General features: G+C 63.3%; 13 protein-coding genes and 3 tRNA genes. 11 read left to right on the top strand and 5 right to left on the bottom strand.

Annotated elements, in window-relative coordinates; translation table 11 throughout:
* Positions 1-46 precede the first annotated feature (46 nt).
* Positions 47-982, top strand: a complete 936-nt coding sequence (locus AB5Y93_RS11405) for a LysR substrate-binding domain-containing protein (RefSeq protein WP_039041273.1) — start codon at positions 47-49, stop codon at positions 980-982.
* A gap of 73 nt (positions 983-1,055) precedes the next feature.
* Here AB5Y93_RS11405 and AB5Y93_RS11400 read toward each other — a convergent pair whose 3' ends face one another.
* Both AB5Y93_RS11400 and AB5Y93_RS11395 read right to left on the bottom strand, forming a co-directional pair.
* Positions 1,056-1,868: a siderophore ferric iron reductase gene (locus tag AB5Y93_RS11400; RefSeq protein WP_368229362.1), complete on the bottom strand. Its 813-nt coding sequence runs from the start codon at positions 1,866-1,868 to the stop codon at positions 1,056-1,058.
* Between the two features lie 38 nt (positions 1,869-1,906).
* Entirely contained in the window at positions 1,907-4,051 is a 2,145-nt protein-coding gene (locus AB5Y93_RS11395; protein WP_368229360.1) for a TonB-dependent siderophore receptor, read from the bottom strand.
* A 426-nt stretch (positions 4,052-4,477) separates the two neighbouring features.
* Here AB5Y93_RS11395 and AB5Y93_RS11390 point away from each other — a divergent pair, with 426 nt between their 5' ends.
* Positions 4,478-6,001 carry a diguanylate cyclase gene (locus AB5Y93_RS11390; RefSeq protein ID WP_368229358.1) on the top strand — a complete coding sequence of 508 codons (1,524 nt, stop codon included), beginning with the start codon at positions 4,478-4,480 and terminating at the stop codon, positions 5,999-6,001.
* Positions 5,991-7,559 (top strand): EAL domain-containing protein, encoded by a 1,569-nt coding sequence (locus AB5Y93_RS11385; RefSeq protein ID WP_368229357.1) that lies wholly within the window; start codon positions 5,991-5,993, stop codon positions 7,557-7,559. The genes AB5Y93_RS11390 and AB5Y93_RS11385 overlap by 11 nt, the downstream gene beginning before the upstream one ends.
* On the opposite strand, the gene AB5Y93_RS11380 is transcribed toward AB5Y93_RS11385, so the two are convergent.
* Together AB5Y93_RS11380 and AB5Y93_RS11375 are read right to left on the bottom strand one after the other, a co-directional pair.
* Positions 7,556-8,452, bottom strand: coding sequence for a helix-turn-helix domain-containing protein (locus AB5Y93_RS11380; protein WP_368229355.1), 897 nt, complete (start codon positions 8,450-8,452; stop codon positions 7,556-7,558). The two genes, AB5Y93_RS11385 and AB5Y93_RS11380, sit on opposite strands and share 4 nt — an antisense overlap.
* 116 nt (positions 8,453-8,568) lie before the next feature.
* Entirely contained in the window at positions 8,569-9,468 is a 900-nt protein-coding gene (locus AB5Y93_RS11375; RefSeq protein ID WP_323904278.1) for a LysR family transcriptional regulator, read from the bottom strand.
* Positions 9,469-9,568: 100 nt separating this feature from the next.
* Here AB5Y93_RS11375 and AB5Y93_RS11370 point away from each other — a divergent pair, with 100 nt between their 5' ends.
* The 3 genes from AB5Y93_RS11370 to AB5Y93_RS11360 all read left to right on the top strand — a co-directional run bounded on the left by AB5Y93_RS11370 (position 9,569) and on the right by AB5Y93_RS11360 (position 12,833).
* A complete protein-coding gene (locus AB5Y93_RS11370) occupies positions 9,569-10,207 on the top strand; it encodes an NAD(P)-dependent oxidoreductase (RefSeq protein WP_323934127.1) in 639 nt (212 codons plus the stop codon).
* 347 nt (positions 10,208-10,554) lie between these two features.
* Positions 10,555-11,577 (top strand): isopenicillin N synthase family oxygenase, encoded by a 1,023-nt coding sequence (locus AB5Y93_RS11365; protein WP_103260261.1) that lies wholly within the window; start codon positions 10,555-10,557, stop codon positions 11,575-11,577.
* Between the two features lie 92 nt (positions 11,578-11,669).
* Positions 11,670-12,833, top strand: coding sequence for a PLP-dependent aspartate aminotransferase family protein (locus AB5Y93_RS11360; protein WP_042863960.1), 1,164 nt, complete (start codon positions 11,670-11,672; stop codon positions 12,831-12,833).
* Positions 12,834-12,917: 84 nt separating this feature from the next.
* On the opposite strand, the gene folD is transcribed toward AB5Y93_RS11360, so the two are convergent.
* Positions 12,918-13,775 (bottom strand): bifunctional methylenetetrahydrofolate dehydrogenase/methenyltetrahydrofolate cyclohydrolase FolD, encoded by an 858-nt coding sequence (gene folD / locus AB5Y93_RS11355; protein ID WP_010674955.1) that lies wholly within the window; start codon positions 13,773-13,775, stop codon positions 12,918-12,920.
* 203 nt (positions 13,776-13,978) lie between these two features.
* On the opposite strand from folD, the gene AB5Y93_RS11350 reads away from it, so the two are divergent.
* The 5 genes from AB5Y93_RS11350 to AB5Y93_RS11330 all read left to right on the top strand — a co-directional run bounded on the left by AB5Y93_RS11350 (position 13,979) and on the right by AB5Y93_RS11330 (position 18,779).
* Positions 13,979-14,055, top strand: a tRNA-Pro gene (locus tag AB5Y93_RS11350).
* 36 nt (positions 14,056-14,091) lie between these two features.
* A tRNA-Arg gene (locus tag AB5Y93_RS11345) sits at positions 14,092-14,168 on the top strand.
* 46 nt (positions 14,169-14,214) lie between these two features.
* Positions 14,215-14,290: transfer RNA gene (locus AB5Y93_RS11340), tRNA-His, on the top strand.
* Between the two features lie 521 nt (positions 14,291-14,811).
* Positions 14,812-16,986 carry a catalase/peroxidase HPI gene (katG, locus tag AB5Y93_RS11335; RefSeq protein ID WP_368229354.1) on the top strand — a complete coding sequence of 725 codons (2,175 nt, stop codon included), beginning with the start codon at positions 14,812-14,814 and terminating at the stop codon, positions 16,984-16,986.
* 344 nt (positions 16,987-17,330) lie between these two features.
* Positions 17,331-18,779 (top strand): DUF1254 domain-containing protein, encoded by a 1,449-nt coding sequence (locus tag AB5Y93_RS11330; RefSeq protein ID WP_368229353.1) that lies wholly within the window; start codon positions 17,331-17,333, stop codon positions 18,777-18,779.
* The last annotated feature ends 177 nt before the right edge of the window (positions 18,780-18,956 follow it).

Raw genomic sequence — 18,956 nt, 5'->3', positions numbered from 1 at the left:
ACTGGCTCTCAAGAATTTCTCAACTGACGCACAAAGGAGCAGTGCCATGGTCGCGCCCACCCCATCCAGCCCCCCTCAGAGCAGCAATCTGGGCATCGATCTCAAACACCTGAAGACCATCAGCGCCCTGGCCGAGCAAGGGTCCCTGGCCGGGGCCGCACTCACCCTCAACCTCACCCAGTCCGCCCTCTCCCACCAGCTCAAGGAGCTGGAGACCCGCCTCAATCTGGAGCTGTTTCTTCGAAAAAGCCGCCCGCTGGTGCTGACGGCGGCAGGCCAGCATCTGCTGGCCCTGGCCCGTCAGGTGCTGCCCGCCCTGGCCCAGACCGAGCGCCAGCTGGTCGCCCTGCACAGCGGCGAGGCGGGCAGGCTGCATCTGGCCCTCGATTGCCACAGCTGCATCCAGTGGCTGCTCCCGCTGTTGCCGGACTTTCGCCGCCAGTGGCCCGGGGTGGATCTGGAGGTGGAGTCGGTGCCGGGTTTCGATGCCATCAGTGCCCTGCTTGGCGGCCAGCTCGACCTGCTGCTCACCTCGGATGTGCAGGCCCGCGGAGATCTTCATTTCGAGCCGCTGTTCGCCTTCGATCTCACCCTGGTGATGGCGCCGGATCACCCCCTCTGCCAGCAGCGGCGCATCGCACCGGACGATCTGCGACCGGAGGTGCTGCTGGTCTACCCGGTGGAGCGGGCGCGCATGGACGTGTTCAGCCGTTTCCTGCAACCGGCCGGGGTGGAGCCCGCCCGTTGCAAACCGGTGGACAACACCTCGGTCATGCTGCAGATGGCCGCCGCCGGGCTCGGGCTCGCCGCCCTGCCCCGCTGGGCCAGCGAGGAGTTCGTGCGCCAGGGCCTGCTTGAGGCGCGCCCTCTCGGGGAGGGCATTCGCCGCCACATGTATGGCGCCGTGCGCGCCGCCGACAAAGATCAGGCCTGCCTGCAGAGCCTGTTCGAGCGCATCCGCACCCGGATGGCGGCCCAGTAAGCCGGACACAAAAAAGCCGCCAGGATCCGGCGGCTTTCATCACGGGTTGCCCGCGCAGACGAAGAGTCGGGTATCAGCACTCATCACCCCTCGCCCCACCCAGCCTTCGCGGGCAGTTGCCACACAGTTCCCCATCCCGGCGCTTGTAGTGCAGGCAGCAGCGCTGGCGCACATAGCCCGGGAAGGCCTCGTCCCGGGGCAGTCCCGCCTCGCGCCAACCCGTCAGATGTGCCGACGGCAGGCCACAGGATTCAAGCCAGAGGGGGGCATGGGCCCTCACCTCCTCCCGACTCACTTCCCCGAAGAAATCGGGCACCCGCACCAGGGCCGCCAGCAGATCGTCCGCCAGGAGCGGGCGCACGAAACCGGGGCGCAGCCGCTGCGCCGTCCCAAGGAGGGTGAACAGCCCCTGCCAGTGCGCCTGGAGTCGCTCCCCGGCCGTCTTGATCAACACGCCGGCCTCCCCTCTGATCATGGGCTCGGCCGGCAGGGTAAAGCCCGACACCACGCCGGCCTCATGCCCCTGTCCCAGCCTGTCGAGGGCAGGCACGGCCTGATGGCGGTAGACGGCCACCATGGCGAGATAGATGGACTGCCAGCAGAGCATGCCCCAGCTGCGGGTGAGCCAGTAGGCGGGCCCCGCCTCCGGGTGTGCCTGCTGCAAGTGCGCATGGAGGGCTGCGGCCACCTCGGCCGACGCCGCCCCGGCGGCATCCGTCAGTGGCGGGCGCACGTCACCGGCCGCCACCAGGTTCCCCTTGAGGGATGGGATCAGGCTGGCCGCCGCCGCGAACAGGGCCTGGTGATCCGAGACGAGGGCGCGTTCCGCGTCCGCTTTCTCCCGGCCAAGGCCGCGCGGCACACCGCGCGCCCTCTCCTCGCCCATTCGTTGAAAGGGCCCCGGGCGCGTGCCGGGGCGCAAGGTCAGAATGCGTATTTGAGTCGCGCCTCCACGCTTCGTTCGGCCCCGAACCAGCAGTTGTTCTGGTCGTAGCAGGAGTAGTAGGTCTTGTTGAACAGGTTGCTGGCGCCAAGCGATACCCCCACCCCCTTCAAGCTTGCGCTGAGGGCGGCGAGATCGTAGGAGGCGGACATGTCCATCAGGAGGTAGTCCGGTACCTTGTCGGTGTTGGCGGCATCCATCTCGGCCTCCCCCACGTAGCGCAGGCCGGCGCCCACTCGCATCCCCTCGAGGTTGCCGCCGGGGTAGTAGTTGCTCCACAGCGACGCCATCTGTCTGGGGACCCAGACCGGCGTCTTGCCCTGCAACGTGGTGGTGTCACGCGTGATCTCCATGTCCATCAGGGTGTAGTTGAGGGCCAGATCCAGCTGGCTGGTGAGATCGGCTCTCCCCTCAAGCTCGATGCCCCTGGAGACCGTCTCCCCGGTCTGCAGCTTGGGCCCGTAGACATTGTCCGGATCCGTCACCAGGGCATTCTTCTTGGTGATGTGGAACGCCGACAGCGTCGCCGTCTTGCTCATGTCGTCGGAGAGGAACTTGACGCCCCCTTCCCACTGATGACCGGTCGCCGGTTTGAACGCCTGGCCCTGCTTGTCCGCCCCCGGCACCGGCTCGAAACTCTCGGCATAGCTCGCATAGGGGGAGAAGCCGCCATCCAGCTCATAGAGGGCGCCGACGCGGAAGGAGAGGTTGTCCTGATCGATGTGGGCCAGGGACTGGCTGTCCGCCCCCTGATAGAGGGTCCGGCTGTCGGTGTCCATCCGGTAGCGGTCGTAGCGGGCGCCGCCGATGGCCACCAGCCGATCGAGGCGCACCTGATCCTGCAGATAGACGCCGGTCTGGGACTGACGGATCACCTTTTTATCCTGGTAGTTGAAAGTGAGTGCCCCTGGAACTATCTGGCTATGGTTCGGGTTGAAAATGTCGATGCTGGGCGCCGAGTAGTCGAGGGTATCCCGGTAGAGGATATGGGCATCCAGGTACTGGTAATCGACCCCGAGCAGCAGGTTGTGCTGGGCAGAGCCCGTCTGTACCTTGCCCGCCAGCTGGTTGTCGATGACAACGCCGCGAGAGTCTTCATCGGTGAGATAGGCGTTGCGGGCCAGGGTGCGGTTGTCCGCCGCCAGGGCCGCGTTGTAGGTGTTGCGCTGATAGGCGGACGCATCCATGTAGCGGGCATTTTGCAGCACCTGCCAGCGCTCGTTGAAGTCGTGGCTCAGCTTGTAGCCCAGCAGGGTCACGTCCCGGTTGTACTCGTTCCAGTTCTCGTCGCCAAGGAAGGTGTCACTGCCAAGCTGCCCCAGGGGGTTGGACTTGGCCGAGCCGCTGGCGGGCACAGTGGTGTAGATGCCGGCCTCGGGATCCTTCTGGTAGTAAAGGTTGAGGTTCAGCAGGGTGCGCTCGCCGAGCTGCCAGTCCAGGGACGGCGCAAAGACATAGCGCTCCTCCTTCGAGGTCACCGCCTGGCCATCCTTCTCCCGGGCCAGTCCCACCAGCCGATAGGCGAGCTGCTCGTTGATGGCACCGGTGCTGTCGAGGGTCATCTCCTTGAGGGTGCCCGTGCCGGTCGCCACGCTCACGTTGTGCTTGCTCTCCCGCTGGGGGCGCTTGGCGATGAGGTTGACCATGCCGCCGGGGGGCATGCTGCCATAGAGCACCGATGTCGGCCCCTTGAACACCTCCAGCTGCTCGATGGCCACCGGATCGATCTGGGGTTGCAGGTTCCAGTCGTTGTACTGGAGCAGCAGGCCGTCATAGAAGTTCTGGTAGTTGTCAAAGCCACGGATGTTGAACAGATCCAGCCGGTTGACCGCCCCGCCCCGCAGCTCGGTGTTGACGCCGGGCACGTAGCGCAGCGCCTCGCTCACCGAGCTGACACCGCGCAGCGACAGGGTCTCCCCATCCACCACCGAGATGGCCTGGGGCGTCTCGATGGGGTCGAGCCGGGTCTTGGTCGCGGTGTTGCGATAGGTCTGGCCGAGCACGGTCAGGGTCTCGTCGGCGGTGGCCGTATCCTGGCTGTCGGACGCGGCGGCCTGTACAGAGCCTACAAGCAGGGTGGAGATGGTCACGGCGACCAGGGTCAAAGGGGGGTGAACAAGCTGCATCTGATCCTCGATTACTTACTGCATGTGAATAGTAACAAATATCATTTGCATTTTATTGTTCTATTTTGCCCCGATATTAACAATTTGGGGCATGTTGGCGGGGAAGCGGGAAAAGCGAGGGTAGCAGGCATGCCATCTCCTATCGGAGGCAACATGGCAACGTCGTCGAGCCTCTCAGGGAGGGCTCATCATGGCCGCCTGATGAAGGTCACCGCCTTCACTTTCACAGCCAATCGGCAAGTAACCATCACATATTCAGAACATGGCGGCATTTTCACCCCCATATTCACACTCATCAGACAAGTATGGTCGCGTTCTCCCTCCCCTTGTTGATCCTGGTCAATCGCTATTGATAAAGGAGGCGATAGCATGCCCACCCTTTTATCAGCCCTGATTGAGACAATACCAAGCCATCAGCACACGCCTATGAATGAGACCGCCCACCAAAATCTGCACTGCGATACCCAGCTCAACTTCACCTTCGGAGTCATCATCCTGACCCTGCTTATCGCCCTGATGGCCGTCAGTGTCAGCATCCGGACCTCTGCCGAGCGCAAATACCACAAGGTGGCGGCCATGTTCGTGCACAACATGGCGACCCAGACCATCGAGCCACAGTTCAAATCACTGGAGCATGTCCTCAACGAAACGGGCAGTGTCATCGATGAATCAGGCCTGGATGCCTTCCTCAATGAGGGCAACACGCCACTTGGCCTCTCCCTGATGCAAACGTTGGCACTCACCCCCTATGTGAAGAGCATCCTGCTCGCCGATCCGCTGGGGCGCTTCAACTCCATTCCCCATCTGCCGGTCGAGGAGCACGTTGATGCCAGGAAGCGCCCCTGGTTTCTCTCCGCCGCCGTGCGAACCCCCTTCGTGCACTACACCGATCACTACACCAGCCAATTCGACGACAAGAGCCGCAGCGTCTCCGTCTCCCGCCCCCTGCTCGACAGGGAGGGATTCTTCCTCGGCACCCTGGCCATGAACGTGGATCTCGAGCAGATGAGCTATCCCCTGCGCCAGCTCATGAGCCCTCTCAAGGGGGAGTTCTACCTGGTCGATCGGGCGGGCGACATCCTGCTGCATTCGGATGTGGGGAACCTGTTTCGCCATCGCGTGGACCGCCGTCTCATCGAGCAGATGACCAACGGCGCCGACCACCTCTTCGATGCAAAGTGCCAGACCCACTTCTACTACCACTCCTTCTCCAACCCGGACTGGTTCGTCATCTATGCCGTCAGCAATGCCAGGTTCAAGGAGGTGAGCAGCAGCGAGTCCCACCAGCTCCAGATCACCCTGGTGGGCTGCATGCTGATCTGCCTGCTCTGCTGGTGGTCCTTGCGTCATGTGCTCAGCAAGATGATCTTCGAGATCATCGCCCTGATGCGCACCGGACGCATCCACGCGGGCAAACCGGGGGATCAGTTGCGCCAGGAGATCCAGAACGGCCATCGCCAGATGCTGGAAGCCGTAGCGGCGTCCAACACGGATGCCCTGACGGGCCTGTTCAATCGCCGCTGCTTTGACAAGGCACTCGACGACCAGCTGATCGCCGGCCGCCCTTTCTGTCTGGGGTTGATCGATCTGGACAACTTCAAATCCATCAATGACACCCACGGCCACCCGGTCGGTGACGACGTCCTGCGGGCGGTGGCACGGGAAGGGCGGCTGATTGCAGCCCAGGAGGCCACCCTCTACCGCTACGGCGGCGAGGAGCTGGCCATCATCATTCCCGGGGATGACAGCGTCAGAGCACGGAGGCTGATTGAACAGTGGCGCACCCAGGTGGCACAGCGGCCATGGCGCGAACCGGAACTGGTGGTGACCTTCTCTGCAGGGTTGGGACTGTGGCGACAGGAGTCCGCCGAGCAACTGCTGGCGCGGGTCGATCAGGCGCTCTATCAGGCCAAGGATGCCGGCAAGAATCGGGTGCATCATGCCGACTGATCCCCTGGCACAGCGTCTGCGTCTGGCCATCGTGCTCGGGCTCCTCTTGCTGGTCGGCCTCACCGCCCTCAACCTCCTGCAGGCGGCCAGCGGCCTTCGCAAGGACAACGCGCGCAGCCTGAACCATGCCCGGGCCATGATAGAGAGTGCCATCAATGACAGTCAGTCCCTGGTCGAGGCCGCCCGCCCCCTCGCCATGGGCCGCTGCCAGGATGAGCAACTGGCCCTGCGCGACCTCATCACCGCCTCCCCCTATGCGCGGGCACTCTATGTGCTGGAGGGGCAGCAACTGCGCTGTACCACTCTGCACAGGCCCATCCTCACCCGGGATATTCCCCGTGGCCCGGCGGGCAACCAGACGCTGATCCTCGCCAGACACAGCCCCATCACCGGGCAGACCGCCATCCTCTACCGTCAGCCATCCGGCGATCGCACCCTGCTGGTGGAGCTGGACGGCTTCCACATCTTCGGCGCCTTGCAGGCCGTGATGGGAGAGGACAACCTCTTCTTCCTCCTCGGGGACCAGGCCCTCGATGGCCACGGCAGGACCCTGCCCGCAGCCCGCCTGCTGGAAGGGGGACAACGTCTGCAACAGAGCGAGCCCACCGCTCATCCCTATCGCCTGGTGGCGCTCAACGGTTACAAGGAAGTGCTGGCGTTTGCCTGGGCGTACAACCAGGAGAACCTGCTTGCCGCCCCTGTGCTGGCGCTGTTGCTGGGGCTGCTCACCTTCTATCTGAGGGGGCGCAGCGGCTCCCCTCGCAGCGAGCTTGCCAGAGCCATGGCGGCCCGGGAGTTCATCCCCCATCTGCAACCCGTGATGGACAGGCAGGGACGCCTGCGCGGTTGTGAAGTGCTGATGCGCTGGCGTCATCCCACACAAGGGATGATTGCCCCCAACCACTTCATTCCCCTCGCGGAGGAGTGCGGCTACATAGTACCGATGACCCGCCAGTTGATGGCCCAGACCCGGGATTATCTGGTCGGGGTGGCCAACAGGCTACCCCCCGGCTTTCACGTCGCCGTCAATGTCTGCGCCCAGCACTTCAAAAACCGGGACATCGTCGCCGAGTGCCGCGACTTTCTTCGCGCCTTCCCGGGTCAGGATCTGCGTCTGGTGCTCGAGGTGACGGAGCGGGAGATGGTGGATGCGGACGAGCAGACCCGCGCCATCTTCGATGCCCTGGACGAGCTGGGCGTGCTCATCGCCATCGATGACTTTGGCACCGGCCACTCCAGCCTCTGCTATCTGCAAATGTTCCATGTGGACATCATCAAAATCGATCGCAGCTTTATCAAGGGAATGAAAGAGGAAGGCCCCTCCCGCCATATCGTCGAAAACATCCTGGATCTCGCCCATCGCATGGGGCTGGCTCTGGTCGCCGAGGGGGTGGAGACCCAGGAGCAGGTCGAGATGGCACGCCACTATGGCATCGACTACCTGCAGGGCTTCTACTTCGCCAAGCCGCTGCCACCGGCCCAGTTCACTGATCTCCTGGCCAGCGCCACACGCCCGGAGCCATCCCGGCCCCATGCCGGGGTGAGCCTCCTTCCCTAACGGGGGGCGACGGGCAGCCAGTACTCCATGGTGGCGTCGGGCTGCTGGCCGTCAAAGCCGGGGGCATAGCGCTCCAGCTCGAAACCGTCCAGCCCCCGGTATGCCGACTCCGGCAGCCAGTGCAGGATGAACCAGTGCAGGCTCTCCCCCAGCTGGGCAATGGGTCCCTTGTGGGTGAGCACGGCATACTCCTGGGCCGGCACGTTGAGGCTCGACAGGCCGGGCGTAGGCGCCGTCGTGGCCACCCCGGCCCAGTAAGGCAGCAGCTCCCCTGCCCCCGACACGTCCACCACCCCCAGCCATTCCCTCGACGGGTCCAGCGCCCCCGTCTCGCGCAACGCTCGCCAGATGGCGGGCACCGTCTGCTGAAAATCCGGTGAGGCATCGAACAACCCCCGGATCGTGCCCCTGACTCCCTGCAAGGTGAATGCCGGCAGGCTCTCTATGCGCACCTGCACCAGATTGGGAGAGGCAGAGCGGGGGACCGCCGCCCGCACCAGGGGCGTGCGCAGCCCCAGCCGCAGGCCTCGCTTGCGATACGCCAGCGGCGAGCAGCCAAATTGCTGCTTGAAGGCGCGGCTGAAACTCACTTCCGAGCCAAACCCGTGATCCAGCGCCACATCCAGCACCCGCAGCCGGGTAGAGAGCAGCGCCTCCGCCGCCATGCTCAGCTTCAGCTCGCGCACATAGTGAGCCACCGTCTGGCCCGTCTCATGCAGGAATACCCGTTGCAACTGCCAGCGGGACCAGCAGCTCTGCCGGGCCAGCGCCTCCAGGGAGAGCGGCTGATCCAGATTGGCATGGATGTAGTCGAGCACTCGCTCGATGCGGGTGAGGTGGGCGCGCGCCTCGGGTGCCGGCTCACGGAGTGGGTAGGGAGAAGTCGGTGTCATGATGCGCTTGAGACCATGCCAGCAGAGGGCGCTCTGGCCCGGGAGGGCCACATTAAACAGGGGTGTCGCGCCGACCGCAAGGCCGGCGCACCGCCTGGCTATTCGTCCCGCCCCGCTCAGGGTAGACGGCTCTGGCCATGCTCGGCAAAGTGGCTGCGAAGGGCGCTGATCACCCGCCGCACCTTCTCCGGGATCTCCCGCTGGGGGGTGATGGCATGGATCTCCATGGGAGGGGCCAAAAAGCCCGGCAGCAGCGCGAGCAATCGACCGGTGGCGAGATCTTCTTCTATTTCACCTTCCGGTTGCAGCGAAATCCCCTGCCCTGCCAGGGTAAACTGGCGCAGGGGCAAGACGTTGTTGCACAGCACCCTGGGCTTGGGCTTGACCTTGTGGGCCTCCCCCTTCTCGTCCAGCAGCAGTATCCCGCCCCCCAGCATGTCCGAGGCCAGCCAGTCGTGGGCCAGCAGATCCGCCGGGCTGCGCGGCGTGCCCTTGCGTGCCAGATAGGCGGGCGAGGCACACAGCAGCATCCGGGTCTGACCCAGTCTGCGCGCCACCAGGGTGGAATCTTCAAGCGTGCCGACCCGCAGCGCCACGTCGATGCGATCCTTGATGAGATCCCGCTTCTCGTCGTCGGCAATGATCTGGATGCCCAGGCCCGGGTGCGCCTGCAGCAGCGGCGAGAGCGCCCGCGCCAGGGGCTGGCCCGCCATCCCCACCGGCGCGGTGATCCGCACTTCTCCGAGCAGGCTGTCGCGCACCTCCGAGAGGCGCAGCTCGGTGTCGTTCAGGGTCTGCTGCAACGACTGGCAACCCTGCCACACCACCTCCCCCGCCTCGGTCAGGCTGAGGCGGCGGGTGGAGCGGTGCAGCAGGGGCAGACCGAGCTGGCTCTCCAGTTGACTGATATGCTGGCTGACGGCGGACGGGGTCATGCCGAGGGCCTTGGCGGCGCCGGTCATGCTGCCCGCCTCCACCACGGCGGCGAAGATGGCGTAGCGTCTGAGTTGATCCATTATAAAGCCCTGCTTACAAGTGAATGCATTTTTAAGTGGATTATTAAATCACACTCGGGGGCGTAGGATAGCCCCATTCCCACAGTGAAGGAGAATTCCCATGAAAATTGCCCTCATCGGTGCCAGCGGTTTTGTCGGTTCAGCCATCCTCCAGGAGGCCGTCAGCCGCGGTCATCAGGTCACCGCCATCGTGCGTGACGTGAGCAAGGTCGCCGCTCACCCGCAAGTCACCGCCGTGGCGGTGGACGCCCAGGACAGCCAGGCACTGGCCAGGGTGCTCAAGGGGCACGATCGGGTGATCAGTGCCTACAACCCGGGCTGGAGTGCCCCGGACATCTACGATCAGTACCTCAAGGGGGCCAGCGCTATCGTGGCCGCCGCCAACGACGCCGGGAGCTGGTTGCTGGTGGTCGGCGGTGCCGGCAGTCTGGAAATCGCCCCGGGCGTGCAGCTGGTGGATACCCCGGAGTTCCCGGCAGAGTGGAAGCAAGGGGCCCTCGCGGCCCGGGATGGTCTCACCGCCCTTCGCCGGGAAACCACCCTCGACTGGCGTTTCATCTCCCCACCGGTGTTCCTCGAACCCGGCGAGAAGCGCGGCGGTTACCGCCTTGGCACGGATCAGGTGCTGTTCAGCGGCGAGCAGCCCGCCGGGATCACGGTCGGCGATCTGGCGGACGGGGTGCTGAACGAGGCGCAAGCACCGGCTCACCTGCGCCAGCGTTTCACCCTGGGTTATTGAGGAAAGGCGCGCCAGCAACCCTTCCCATGACAGTCACACGGAGGGAGGCGGATGCCTCCCTCCGTCTTTTCTCTCCCGCGTCTATCCCGTCACGCCAATGTCGCTCTAACCCGGTACGGCCGATCGCCGCCTGAGCCGCCCGTTGCTCGTTCCATTCGCTCAAGCCCGAATTCCATTTCGAATTTTGTATATAACTAAGAATATTTTGTTGCTTCCACCTTATAACCTCGAACAGTAGCATCACCCTCAACCCAAACGGCGCCACTCAAGAAGAGTGCGCCCCGGTTTCGCAACACCCCGCACGCCGGGGCACGCAGACCCCGTTCACGGAAAGTGAGGAGATGCCCATGACCACCCCATCATTGCCGATCATCGATCTCGCCGCCCTCAAAGGCACCCCGGCTGCACGCAGCCAGATGCTGGCGCAGCTTGGCCAGGCCGCCCGCGAAGTGGGCTTTTTCTATCTGGTGGGCCATGATCTGAGCGAATCGGCGCGCCAGGAGACCCTGGCGCTCGCCGCCCGCTTCTTCGCCCTGCCACTTGAAGAAAAACTGGCGGTGCAGATGGTTCACTCCCCGCACTTTCGCGGCTACAACCAGGTGGGGGCAGAGCTCACCCGGGCACGGCCGGATCTGCGGGAGCAGTTCGATATCATGAATGAGGCCCAGGCCCTGCCTGTGGCGCATATTCGTGAACCCTGGCAGCGCCTCATCGGCCCCAATCAGTGGCCCGCCGCCCTGCCCGAGATGAAAACACGGCTGCTGGCATGGCAGGATCGACTGAGCGACATCACCCTCACCCTGCTGGACGCCTTCGCAGAGGTGTTGGGGCAGCCCGCCGGCGTATTTGACGAGAGCATTCGCGGTGCCCCCTACCAGCACATGAAGCTCATTCACTACCCCGGACAACCCGAAGGCAGTAGTGGTCAGGGGGTAGGTGCCCACAAGGATCCCGGCTACCTGACCCTGGTGATGCAGGACGATCACTCCGGGCTCGAGGTGGAGACGGCAGATGGCTGGATCCCCGCGCCCCCCCTGCCGGGCGCCCTGGTGGTCAACATCGGCGAGCTGCTGGAGCTCGCGTCCGACGGCTACCTCAAGGCCACCCTGCACCGGGTGGTGAGCCCGCCTCCCGGGGTATCGCGCCTCTCCTGCGCCTTCTTCATGGCGGCAAGGCTGGATGCGACTGTGCCACTGCTTAGCCTCTCCCCCGAGCTGGCGGCGCTGGCCGAAGGGCCCCAGAGCGATCCCGCCAACCCGCTCTTTTATCAGGTGGGGGAAAACGTGCTCAAGGGGAGGCTGCGCTCCCACCCGGATGTGGCGGCCCGCCACTATGCAGGCGAGCCGCAGCGCGAGCCAGCGCTAGTCTGACAACCCGCCACACGACATGAGAAAAGGGGCGCGATGGCGCCCCGGATAACACAAGCAGTCGGGCAACAGCCTGGCAATGACGGAGTACAAAAATGAAATTCAAGACCATGAGCGTGCACAGCGGCCAGCGGATCGATCCCCAGACCGGCGCCCTCACCACCCCGCTCTACCAGAGCAGCACCTTCAGCTACTTCAACGCCCAGGCGGGCAAGGAGCGCTTCGCCGGTCAGGCGCCCGGCTTCATCTACAGCCGCTTTGGCAACCCCACCACTGCCGAACTGGAGCAGAAGCTGGCAGCCCTCGAAGGTGCAGATGAGGCACTGGTGGTGGCCAGCGGCATGGCGGCGGTGAGTGCCATCATGTATGCCCTGGCCGACAGCGGTGATGAAGTGGCCTATATCGGCCCCCTCTACGGCGGCACCGATGCCTTCCTCAAGCAGACCTTCAGCCGCGCCGGCATCAAGATCACCGCCTACGAGAGCGATCAGGCGCTGCTGGCCAACATCCGCCCCGCCACCAAGGTGGTACTGTTCGAAACCCTGACCAACCCCACCCTCAAGGTGGTGGATCCGCGGGTGGTGGTGGAGGCGGCCCGCAAGGTGGGTGCCATCACGGTGTGTGACAACACCTTCCTCACCCCCTATCTGCTGCGCCCGCTCGAGCTTGGCATCGACATCGTCATGCACAGCGGCACCAAGTACCTGGGCGGCCACGGCGACATCATCGCCGGGGTGGTGGCGGGTCGCCATGAGCTGATGAAGTCGATTCGCACCGTGGCCCTCAAGCACATCGGCTCCCCCATCGGCCCCCAGGAGGCCTACCTGCTGCAACGGGGTGTCAAGACACTACCCCTGCGCATGGATGCCCACCTGCACAACGCCCAGAAGGTGGCCGAGTTCCTGGATGCCCACCCGGCGGTGAAGAAGGTAATCTACCCGGGCCTTGCCAGCCATCCGGGCCACGATGCCCTCGGCGCCTTCGCCAGCGGCTTTGGCGGCATGGTGAGCATCGAGCTAGAAGGCGGGTTTGAGCGCTGCGCCACCCTGCTCGACAACCTGCAACTCTTCGTGCAGGCGGTGAGCCTTGGCGATCTCGAGAGCCTGGCCTGCCATCCGGCCAGCACCACCCACGCCGCCATGGACGAGGCGAGCCGCCTCGCCGCCGGAGTCAATGACGATCTCATCCGCTTCAGCATCGGGGTGGAAGACGCCGACGATCTGATTGCCGATCTGGCCGCCGCCCTGGCCCTCCTCTGATATCCAGTAGCGATCCGGGGGAGTGACGCAATAAAAAAAGGGAAGGCAATGCCTTCCCTTTCTCTTTTCTGCCCGTCGCCCTCATCAGGCGTCGTGGTAATCCTGGCAGGCGCTCAGGGTGTTCTCCATCAGGCTGGCGACCGTCATGGGGCCCACGCCACCCGGTACCGGCGTGATGAAGGCGGCGTGATTGCGCGCGGTCTCATACTCCACATCTCCCACTAGGGAGCCGTCCGCAAGGCGGTTGATGCCCACGTCGATCACCAGGGCACCGGGTTTGACCCACTCCCCCGGAATGAAGTTGGGCTTGCCCACCGCCACCACCAGCAAGTCGGCCCGGCGCACCTGGGTTTCCAGATCCTGGGTGAAGCGGTGACAGGTGGTGGTGGTGCAACCGGCCAGCAGCAGCTCCAGCGTCATGGGGCGCCCCACGATGTTGGAAGCCCCGACCACCACCGCATGCAGACCGTGGGTCTTGACGCCGGTGGTCTCGATCAGGGTCATGATCCCCTTGGGGGTGCAGGGTCGCAGCGCCGGGATGCGCTGGGCCAGACGACCCACGTTGTAGGGATGGAAGCCATCAACGTCTTTGTCGGGACGAATGCGCTCCAGCACCTGGGTGGTATCGCAGTGAGCCGGCAAGGGCAACTGCACCAGGATGCCGTCCACTTCCGGATCCTCGTTGAGCTGGTCGATCAGGGACAGCAGCTCCGCTTGTGTCGCCGTGGCGCTGAGGTCATAGGAGCGGGAGACAAATCCCACCTCTTCACAAGCGCGACGTTTGCTGCCCACATAGACTTGGGAGGCCGGATCCAGCCCCACCAGGATCACCGCCAGACCCGGTGCCCGTTTCCCCTGCGCCAACCGCTGTTGGACTTGCGCGGCGACCTGATTGCGAATCGTTTGCGCAACCTGTTTTCCATCAATGATTTTGGCAGACATCGTTCTTCACTCACCATGTGTTCAACTGCGGCGCATTGTCGCATTTTTTTGGCGCGGGTGTTAGCGGCTCTCGCAGGGAGGGCAATAAGTAGGCACTTGAATTTACTGGTGGAAAAAGTCGTTGACGCTGACTTTGGCGCTTGGGTATGATGCCCGCCCGTTGCCCAGTGGTGCCGCCGAAGGTATGCTGGATGGCGAATTTTCGGTGATTAGCGCAGCCCGGTAGCGCATCTGGTTTGGGACCAGAGGGTCAAAGGTTCGAATCCTTTATCACCGACCAGGTTCATCGGGAAATCCCAGGATTTCTTGATACAACGCGCCCTTAGCTCAGTCGGATAGAGCAACGGCCTTCTAAGCCGTGGGTCGCAGGTTCGAATCCTGCAGGGCGCGCCATCGATACACATGAGTTTGATTGCTGTATCGAAGGCAGATTTCAGTGGTGGCTGTAGCTCAGTTGGTAGAGTCCCGGATTGTGATTCCGGTTGTCGTGGGTTCGAGCCCCATCAGCCACCCCATTATTCCCCTCCAGGCTGGGATCAGCCTGATGAGACAGCAGCACGCTGTCTGTTTGGACCGGCCACTGGCCGGTCTTTTTGTTTCTGCGCCGTCCGCTTTTTGGCGCAACGCCCCCACCCCATCCTCTGGCGCTCGGCGCCCTGCTCAGGACGCAATCCGGACCGCCGTCACAAAAATGGGGTTTTCTGCCCCGCTCAAGACAAGCCCTCCTCATGCCATGACCCAGCGCAAGTCCAGGTCTGATCCCTCGTGTTATGGATAAAAAGATTGATAACACGGCTGCCAGGGCGCTCCTTCCTTCTCTTATCCCTTGTCCAGGAGCAGCCAAATTCGATGGCACCGATTCATCTTTTCGTAATACGGTCATCCCATCCTTAATCAATTAGCTGAAATATAAGGAGTTATTGATAACCCCCCGATGCCGGTCCAAGGCCCAACCTGTCACATGCCCCGCCGGTTGCAGGAAAAGTTCCCATACTGAGTTGTCTGCATTGCACATGACTGCCAAGGAGAGACAGAGATGAGTGAAGAAAGCAAATGCCCCTTCAACCACACCGCCGGCGTCGGCAGAACCAATCGAGATTGGTGGCCGAACCAGTTGCGGCTGGATCTGCTGCATCAGCATTCCCCCGGCGCCGATCCCATGGACAAGGACTTTGACTACGCCAAGGCCTTCGCCAGCCTGGATTACAAGGCACTCAAGAAAGATCTGGTCAAGCTGATGACGGATTCCCAGGAGTGGTGGCCGGCGGACTTCGGTCACTACGGCCCCCAGTTCATCCGCATGACCTGGCATGCTGCGGGCACCTATCGCACCACCGACGGTCGCGGTGGCGGCGGCCGTGGCCAACAGCGCTTCGCCCCCCTCAACAGCTGGCCTGACAACGTCAACATCGACAAGTCCCGTCGCCTGCTCTGGCCCATCAAGCAGAAATACGGCAACAAGATCTCCTGGGCCGATCTGCTGATCCTCGCCGGCAACGTCGCCCTGGAGACCATGGGTTTTCGCACCTTCGGCTTTGGCGGTGGGCGGCCCGACGTGTGGGAGCCGGATCAGGACGTCAACTGGGGGGATGAAATTGCCTGGCTCGGGGTCGATCCCGATCGGGTCAAGGGCGATCGCGAGCTTACGGCCCCCTTCGGCGCCACCCACATGGGCCTCATCTACGTCAACCCGGAAGGGCCCAACGCCAGCGGCGATTACATGGAGGCGGCCAAGGACATCCGCTCCACCTTCGGTCGCATGGCCATGAACGATGAAGAGACTGTGGCCCTTATCGCGGGCGGCCACACCTTCGGCAAGGCCCACGGCGCCGCGCCCGAATCCCACAAGGGGCCAGAGCCGGAAGCCGCGCCTCTGGAGGCCCAGGGCCTCGGCTGGATGAGCGACTACGGCAGCGGCCATGGCAAGGATACCGTCTCGAGCGGGCTCGAAGTGACCTGGACCAAGACACCGGCCCTGTGGAGCAACAACTTCTTTGAAAATCTGTTCAACTACGAGTGGGAGCTGACCAAATCGCCAGCCGGCGCCAAGCAGTGGGTGGCCAAGGATGCCCCGGAGATCATTCCCGATGCGCACATCCCGGGCAAGTTCCACAAGCCGACCATGCTCACTACCGACCTGACCCTGCGCTTTGACCCCGAGTTTGGCAAGATCTCCCGCCACTTCTACGAGGATCCGCAGGCTTTTGCCGATGCCTTCGCCCGCGCCTGGTTCAAGCTGACCCACCGCGACATGGGCCCCATTGCCCGCTACCTGGGGCCGGAAGTACCCAAAGAGGAGCTGATCTGGCAAGACCCCATCCCCGCCGTCAATCATCCCCTGATCGATGACAAGGACGTGGCCCTGCTCAAGGAGAAGATCCTGGCGGCCTCCCTGTCCGTGGCTGAGCTGGTGTCGACCGCCTGGGCTTCCGCGTCCACCTTCCGTGGCTCTGACAAACGCGGTGGCGCCAACGGTGCCCGCATCCGCCTGGCTCCGCAAAAGGAGTGGGCCGTGAACCAGCCTACCCAGCTTGCGAAAGTGCTTCAGGCCCTCGACGGGATACAGCAGGCCTTCAACGCCTCAGCCACCGGCGGCAAGCGGGTCTCCCTCGCCGATCTCATCGTGCTGGCGGGCGGCGTGGGGGTCGAGCAGGCCGCGAAGAGAGCCGGTGTCGCCGTGATCGTGCCCTTCACTCCGGGCCGGATGGATGCCTCCCAGGCCCAGACCGATGTGGACTCCTTCGCGGTGCTCGAGCCCCTCGCCGATGGATTTCGCAACTACGCGGGCGAGTGCGCGGGCTTCGCGGAGACCATGCTGATCGACAAGGCGCAGCTGCTCACCCTGAGTGCCCCCGAGATGACGGTACTGGTGGGCGGCATGCGGGTGCTCGGCACCAACGCGGGCAACTGCCACGGGGTCTTTACCGCCGCCCCGGGTACCCTCTCCAACGACTTCTTCGTCAACCTGCTCGACATGGGCACGGAGTGGAAGCTGGCGGCGGGCAGCCAGGGAGTCTATGAAGGCCGTGATCGCAAGAACGGCAAGGTGAAGTGGACCGGAACCCGGGTCGATCTGGTGTTCGGTTCCAACTCCCAGCTGCGCGCCCTGGCAGAGGTCTACGCCAGTGCCGATGCCAAGGAGAAGTTCGTGAAGGACTTCGTGGCGGCCTGGACCAAGGTGATGAATCTGGATCGCTTCGACCTCGCCTGAGGCTAAAGCACTGCTCGACCACCAAGCCCGGTATCACTACCGGGCTTTTTTATCGATGCTAAAGGGGAGATGGCCAATGCCCCCAGCCCCGGGAAACCAGGAATTACCCCTGCAGGGCCTGACGCGCTCATCTTCATGGGCACAACCCCATTCCAATGAGTGGACATGATCGCCGTCCCATGAAATGTTCACGTATGACACTCAGGCCCGAGTCTTCACAAGAATCCTTCTATAGTCATCGGGATAGAATTGAAGCGACCCACATCAGCAAGGATGTTTAAATACCAATTACACGCAGAGAGTTTTACAAGCTAGCCTTGGGATCCGCCGTCGGTCTGACGTCATTGAGACTTCCGACTCCGGCGTTTACCGAAGGGTTGTCACTGAAGACACCACTGCGCCATGGCGCCGGCCAACCAGGTGAAACCGAGAGTGGCCTGCCGCCAGCGGGATCCGTCAGCTCGGTCGAAGATTTTGAGTACCAGCTCAAGTACCAGCGGGCCTTCGAGGCTGTCTTGTGGAACATGCCGGCGGTCGCTATTTACAACTTCCGGCGCGCCGCCTTCGACAATCTGGGTCTCAAAGACAACGACATCATCGCCTATTCCATGCCTGCCACCCCGCATCTCGAGGCCATCACGGCCAACAGCACCACCCCCTACATCACGGCCTTCACCGACTTGCAACACGGCCCCACCGTGCTGGAAGTGCCCGCTGCGGGCCCGGATGGCAGCCTGTATGGGCAGATTGTCGATGCCTGGCAATTCACCATCGCAGATGTAGGCCCGGCGGGGCTCGACCAAGGCAAGGGCGGCACGTTTTTGCTGACGCCCCCCGGCTACAGCGAGCCGATCCCGGCCGGCTATCTGCATGTTCCTTCCCCGAATTATCTCGTGGCGTTTGCCTTTCGCTCTGTGCCGGCGCCCGGCAAGTCGACGAACGATGCCTATCACTACTCCAAGCGCCTGCGCATGTACTCTCTCTCTGAGGCGAGCAATCCGCCGACCCAGCGCTTCGTCGATCCTGGCAACAAGCGCTACCCGACCCTGCCCTACTACGACGAGCGTCACTTCGACGACCTGCACGCGGTGGCCAGCGTCGAGCCCGTGCGCGAGCAGGACAAGGTGATGATGGGGATGCTCACCTCCCTTGGCATAGGTCGCGGCACCTCATTCAACCCGGATGAGAAAACCCGCAAGGCGCTGCGCCAGGCGGCCATCGATGCCTGGTTCTACATGCAGCATTGGTATGACAATTTCCCGGAGGAGAAACGCTACTGGCCTGACAGGCACTACTCCTCCCTCTTGCAGAGCGATGACAACAAGACCTTCACCTATGAGGATCGCAACGACCTCATCAATCGCGCCGCCGAGTACTTCTGGTGTACCTATATGCCCAAGGTGCTGAGCGATGCCCCCGCCACCCAATACCTGATGTCGCTTGCTGATAGCGAGGGCAGGCTGCTGGAGGCAGGACAACTGTACAAGCTCACCATCCCGGCCAAGATGCCGGTCAAGCAGTTCTGGGCATTGACCGTCTACAACCGCGACTCCATATCCTTCATCTACAGCGACAGCGGCCGCACCACCCTCTCCTCCTACGATCTCGACAAGATGGCCAAGAACCCGGATGGCGGCGTCACCCTCTACGTGGGCCCGACCGCCCCGCCAGGCAAGGAAAACAACTGGCTCCCGACCAGTGGCAAACGCCCGCTGCCGGCCATGCGCTTCTATGGCCCGACCGACGAGTTGAACCACAAGACCTTCAAGCTGGCGGATTTCGAGCGGGTGTAAACGATGAACAGGCGTGGAGCACCATGAGAAAGTCATCCCTTGCGGCAGCATCATGTATCGCTACCACGCCTTCATGGCACAAATCACTGACAAGATGGCACAGGATGCCCATATCTACGGCTATTCCATGGAGGAAGCCTACAAGTTCTTCTATGGAACGGCGATCAAGACCGCCCC

Origin of the sequence: Aeromonas sp. R10-1 (assembly GCF_040908465.1) — a bacterium.
In the GTDB taxonomy this organism is placed as follows: domain Bacteria; phylum Pseudomonadota; class Gammaproteobacteria; order Enterobacterales; family Aeromonadaceae; genus Aeromonas; species Aeromonas caviae.
This window is presented reverse-complemented; position numbering and strand designations above follow the sequence as displayed.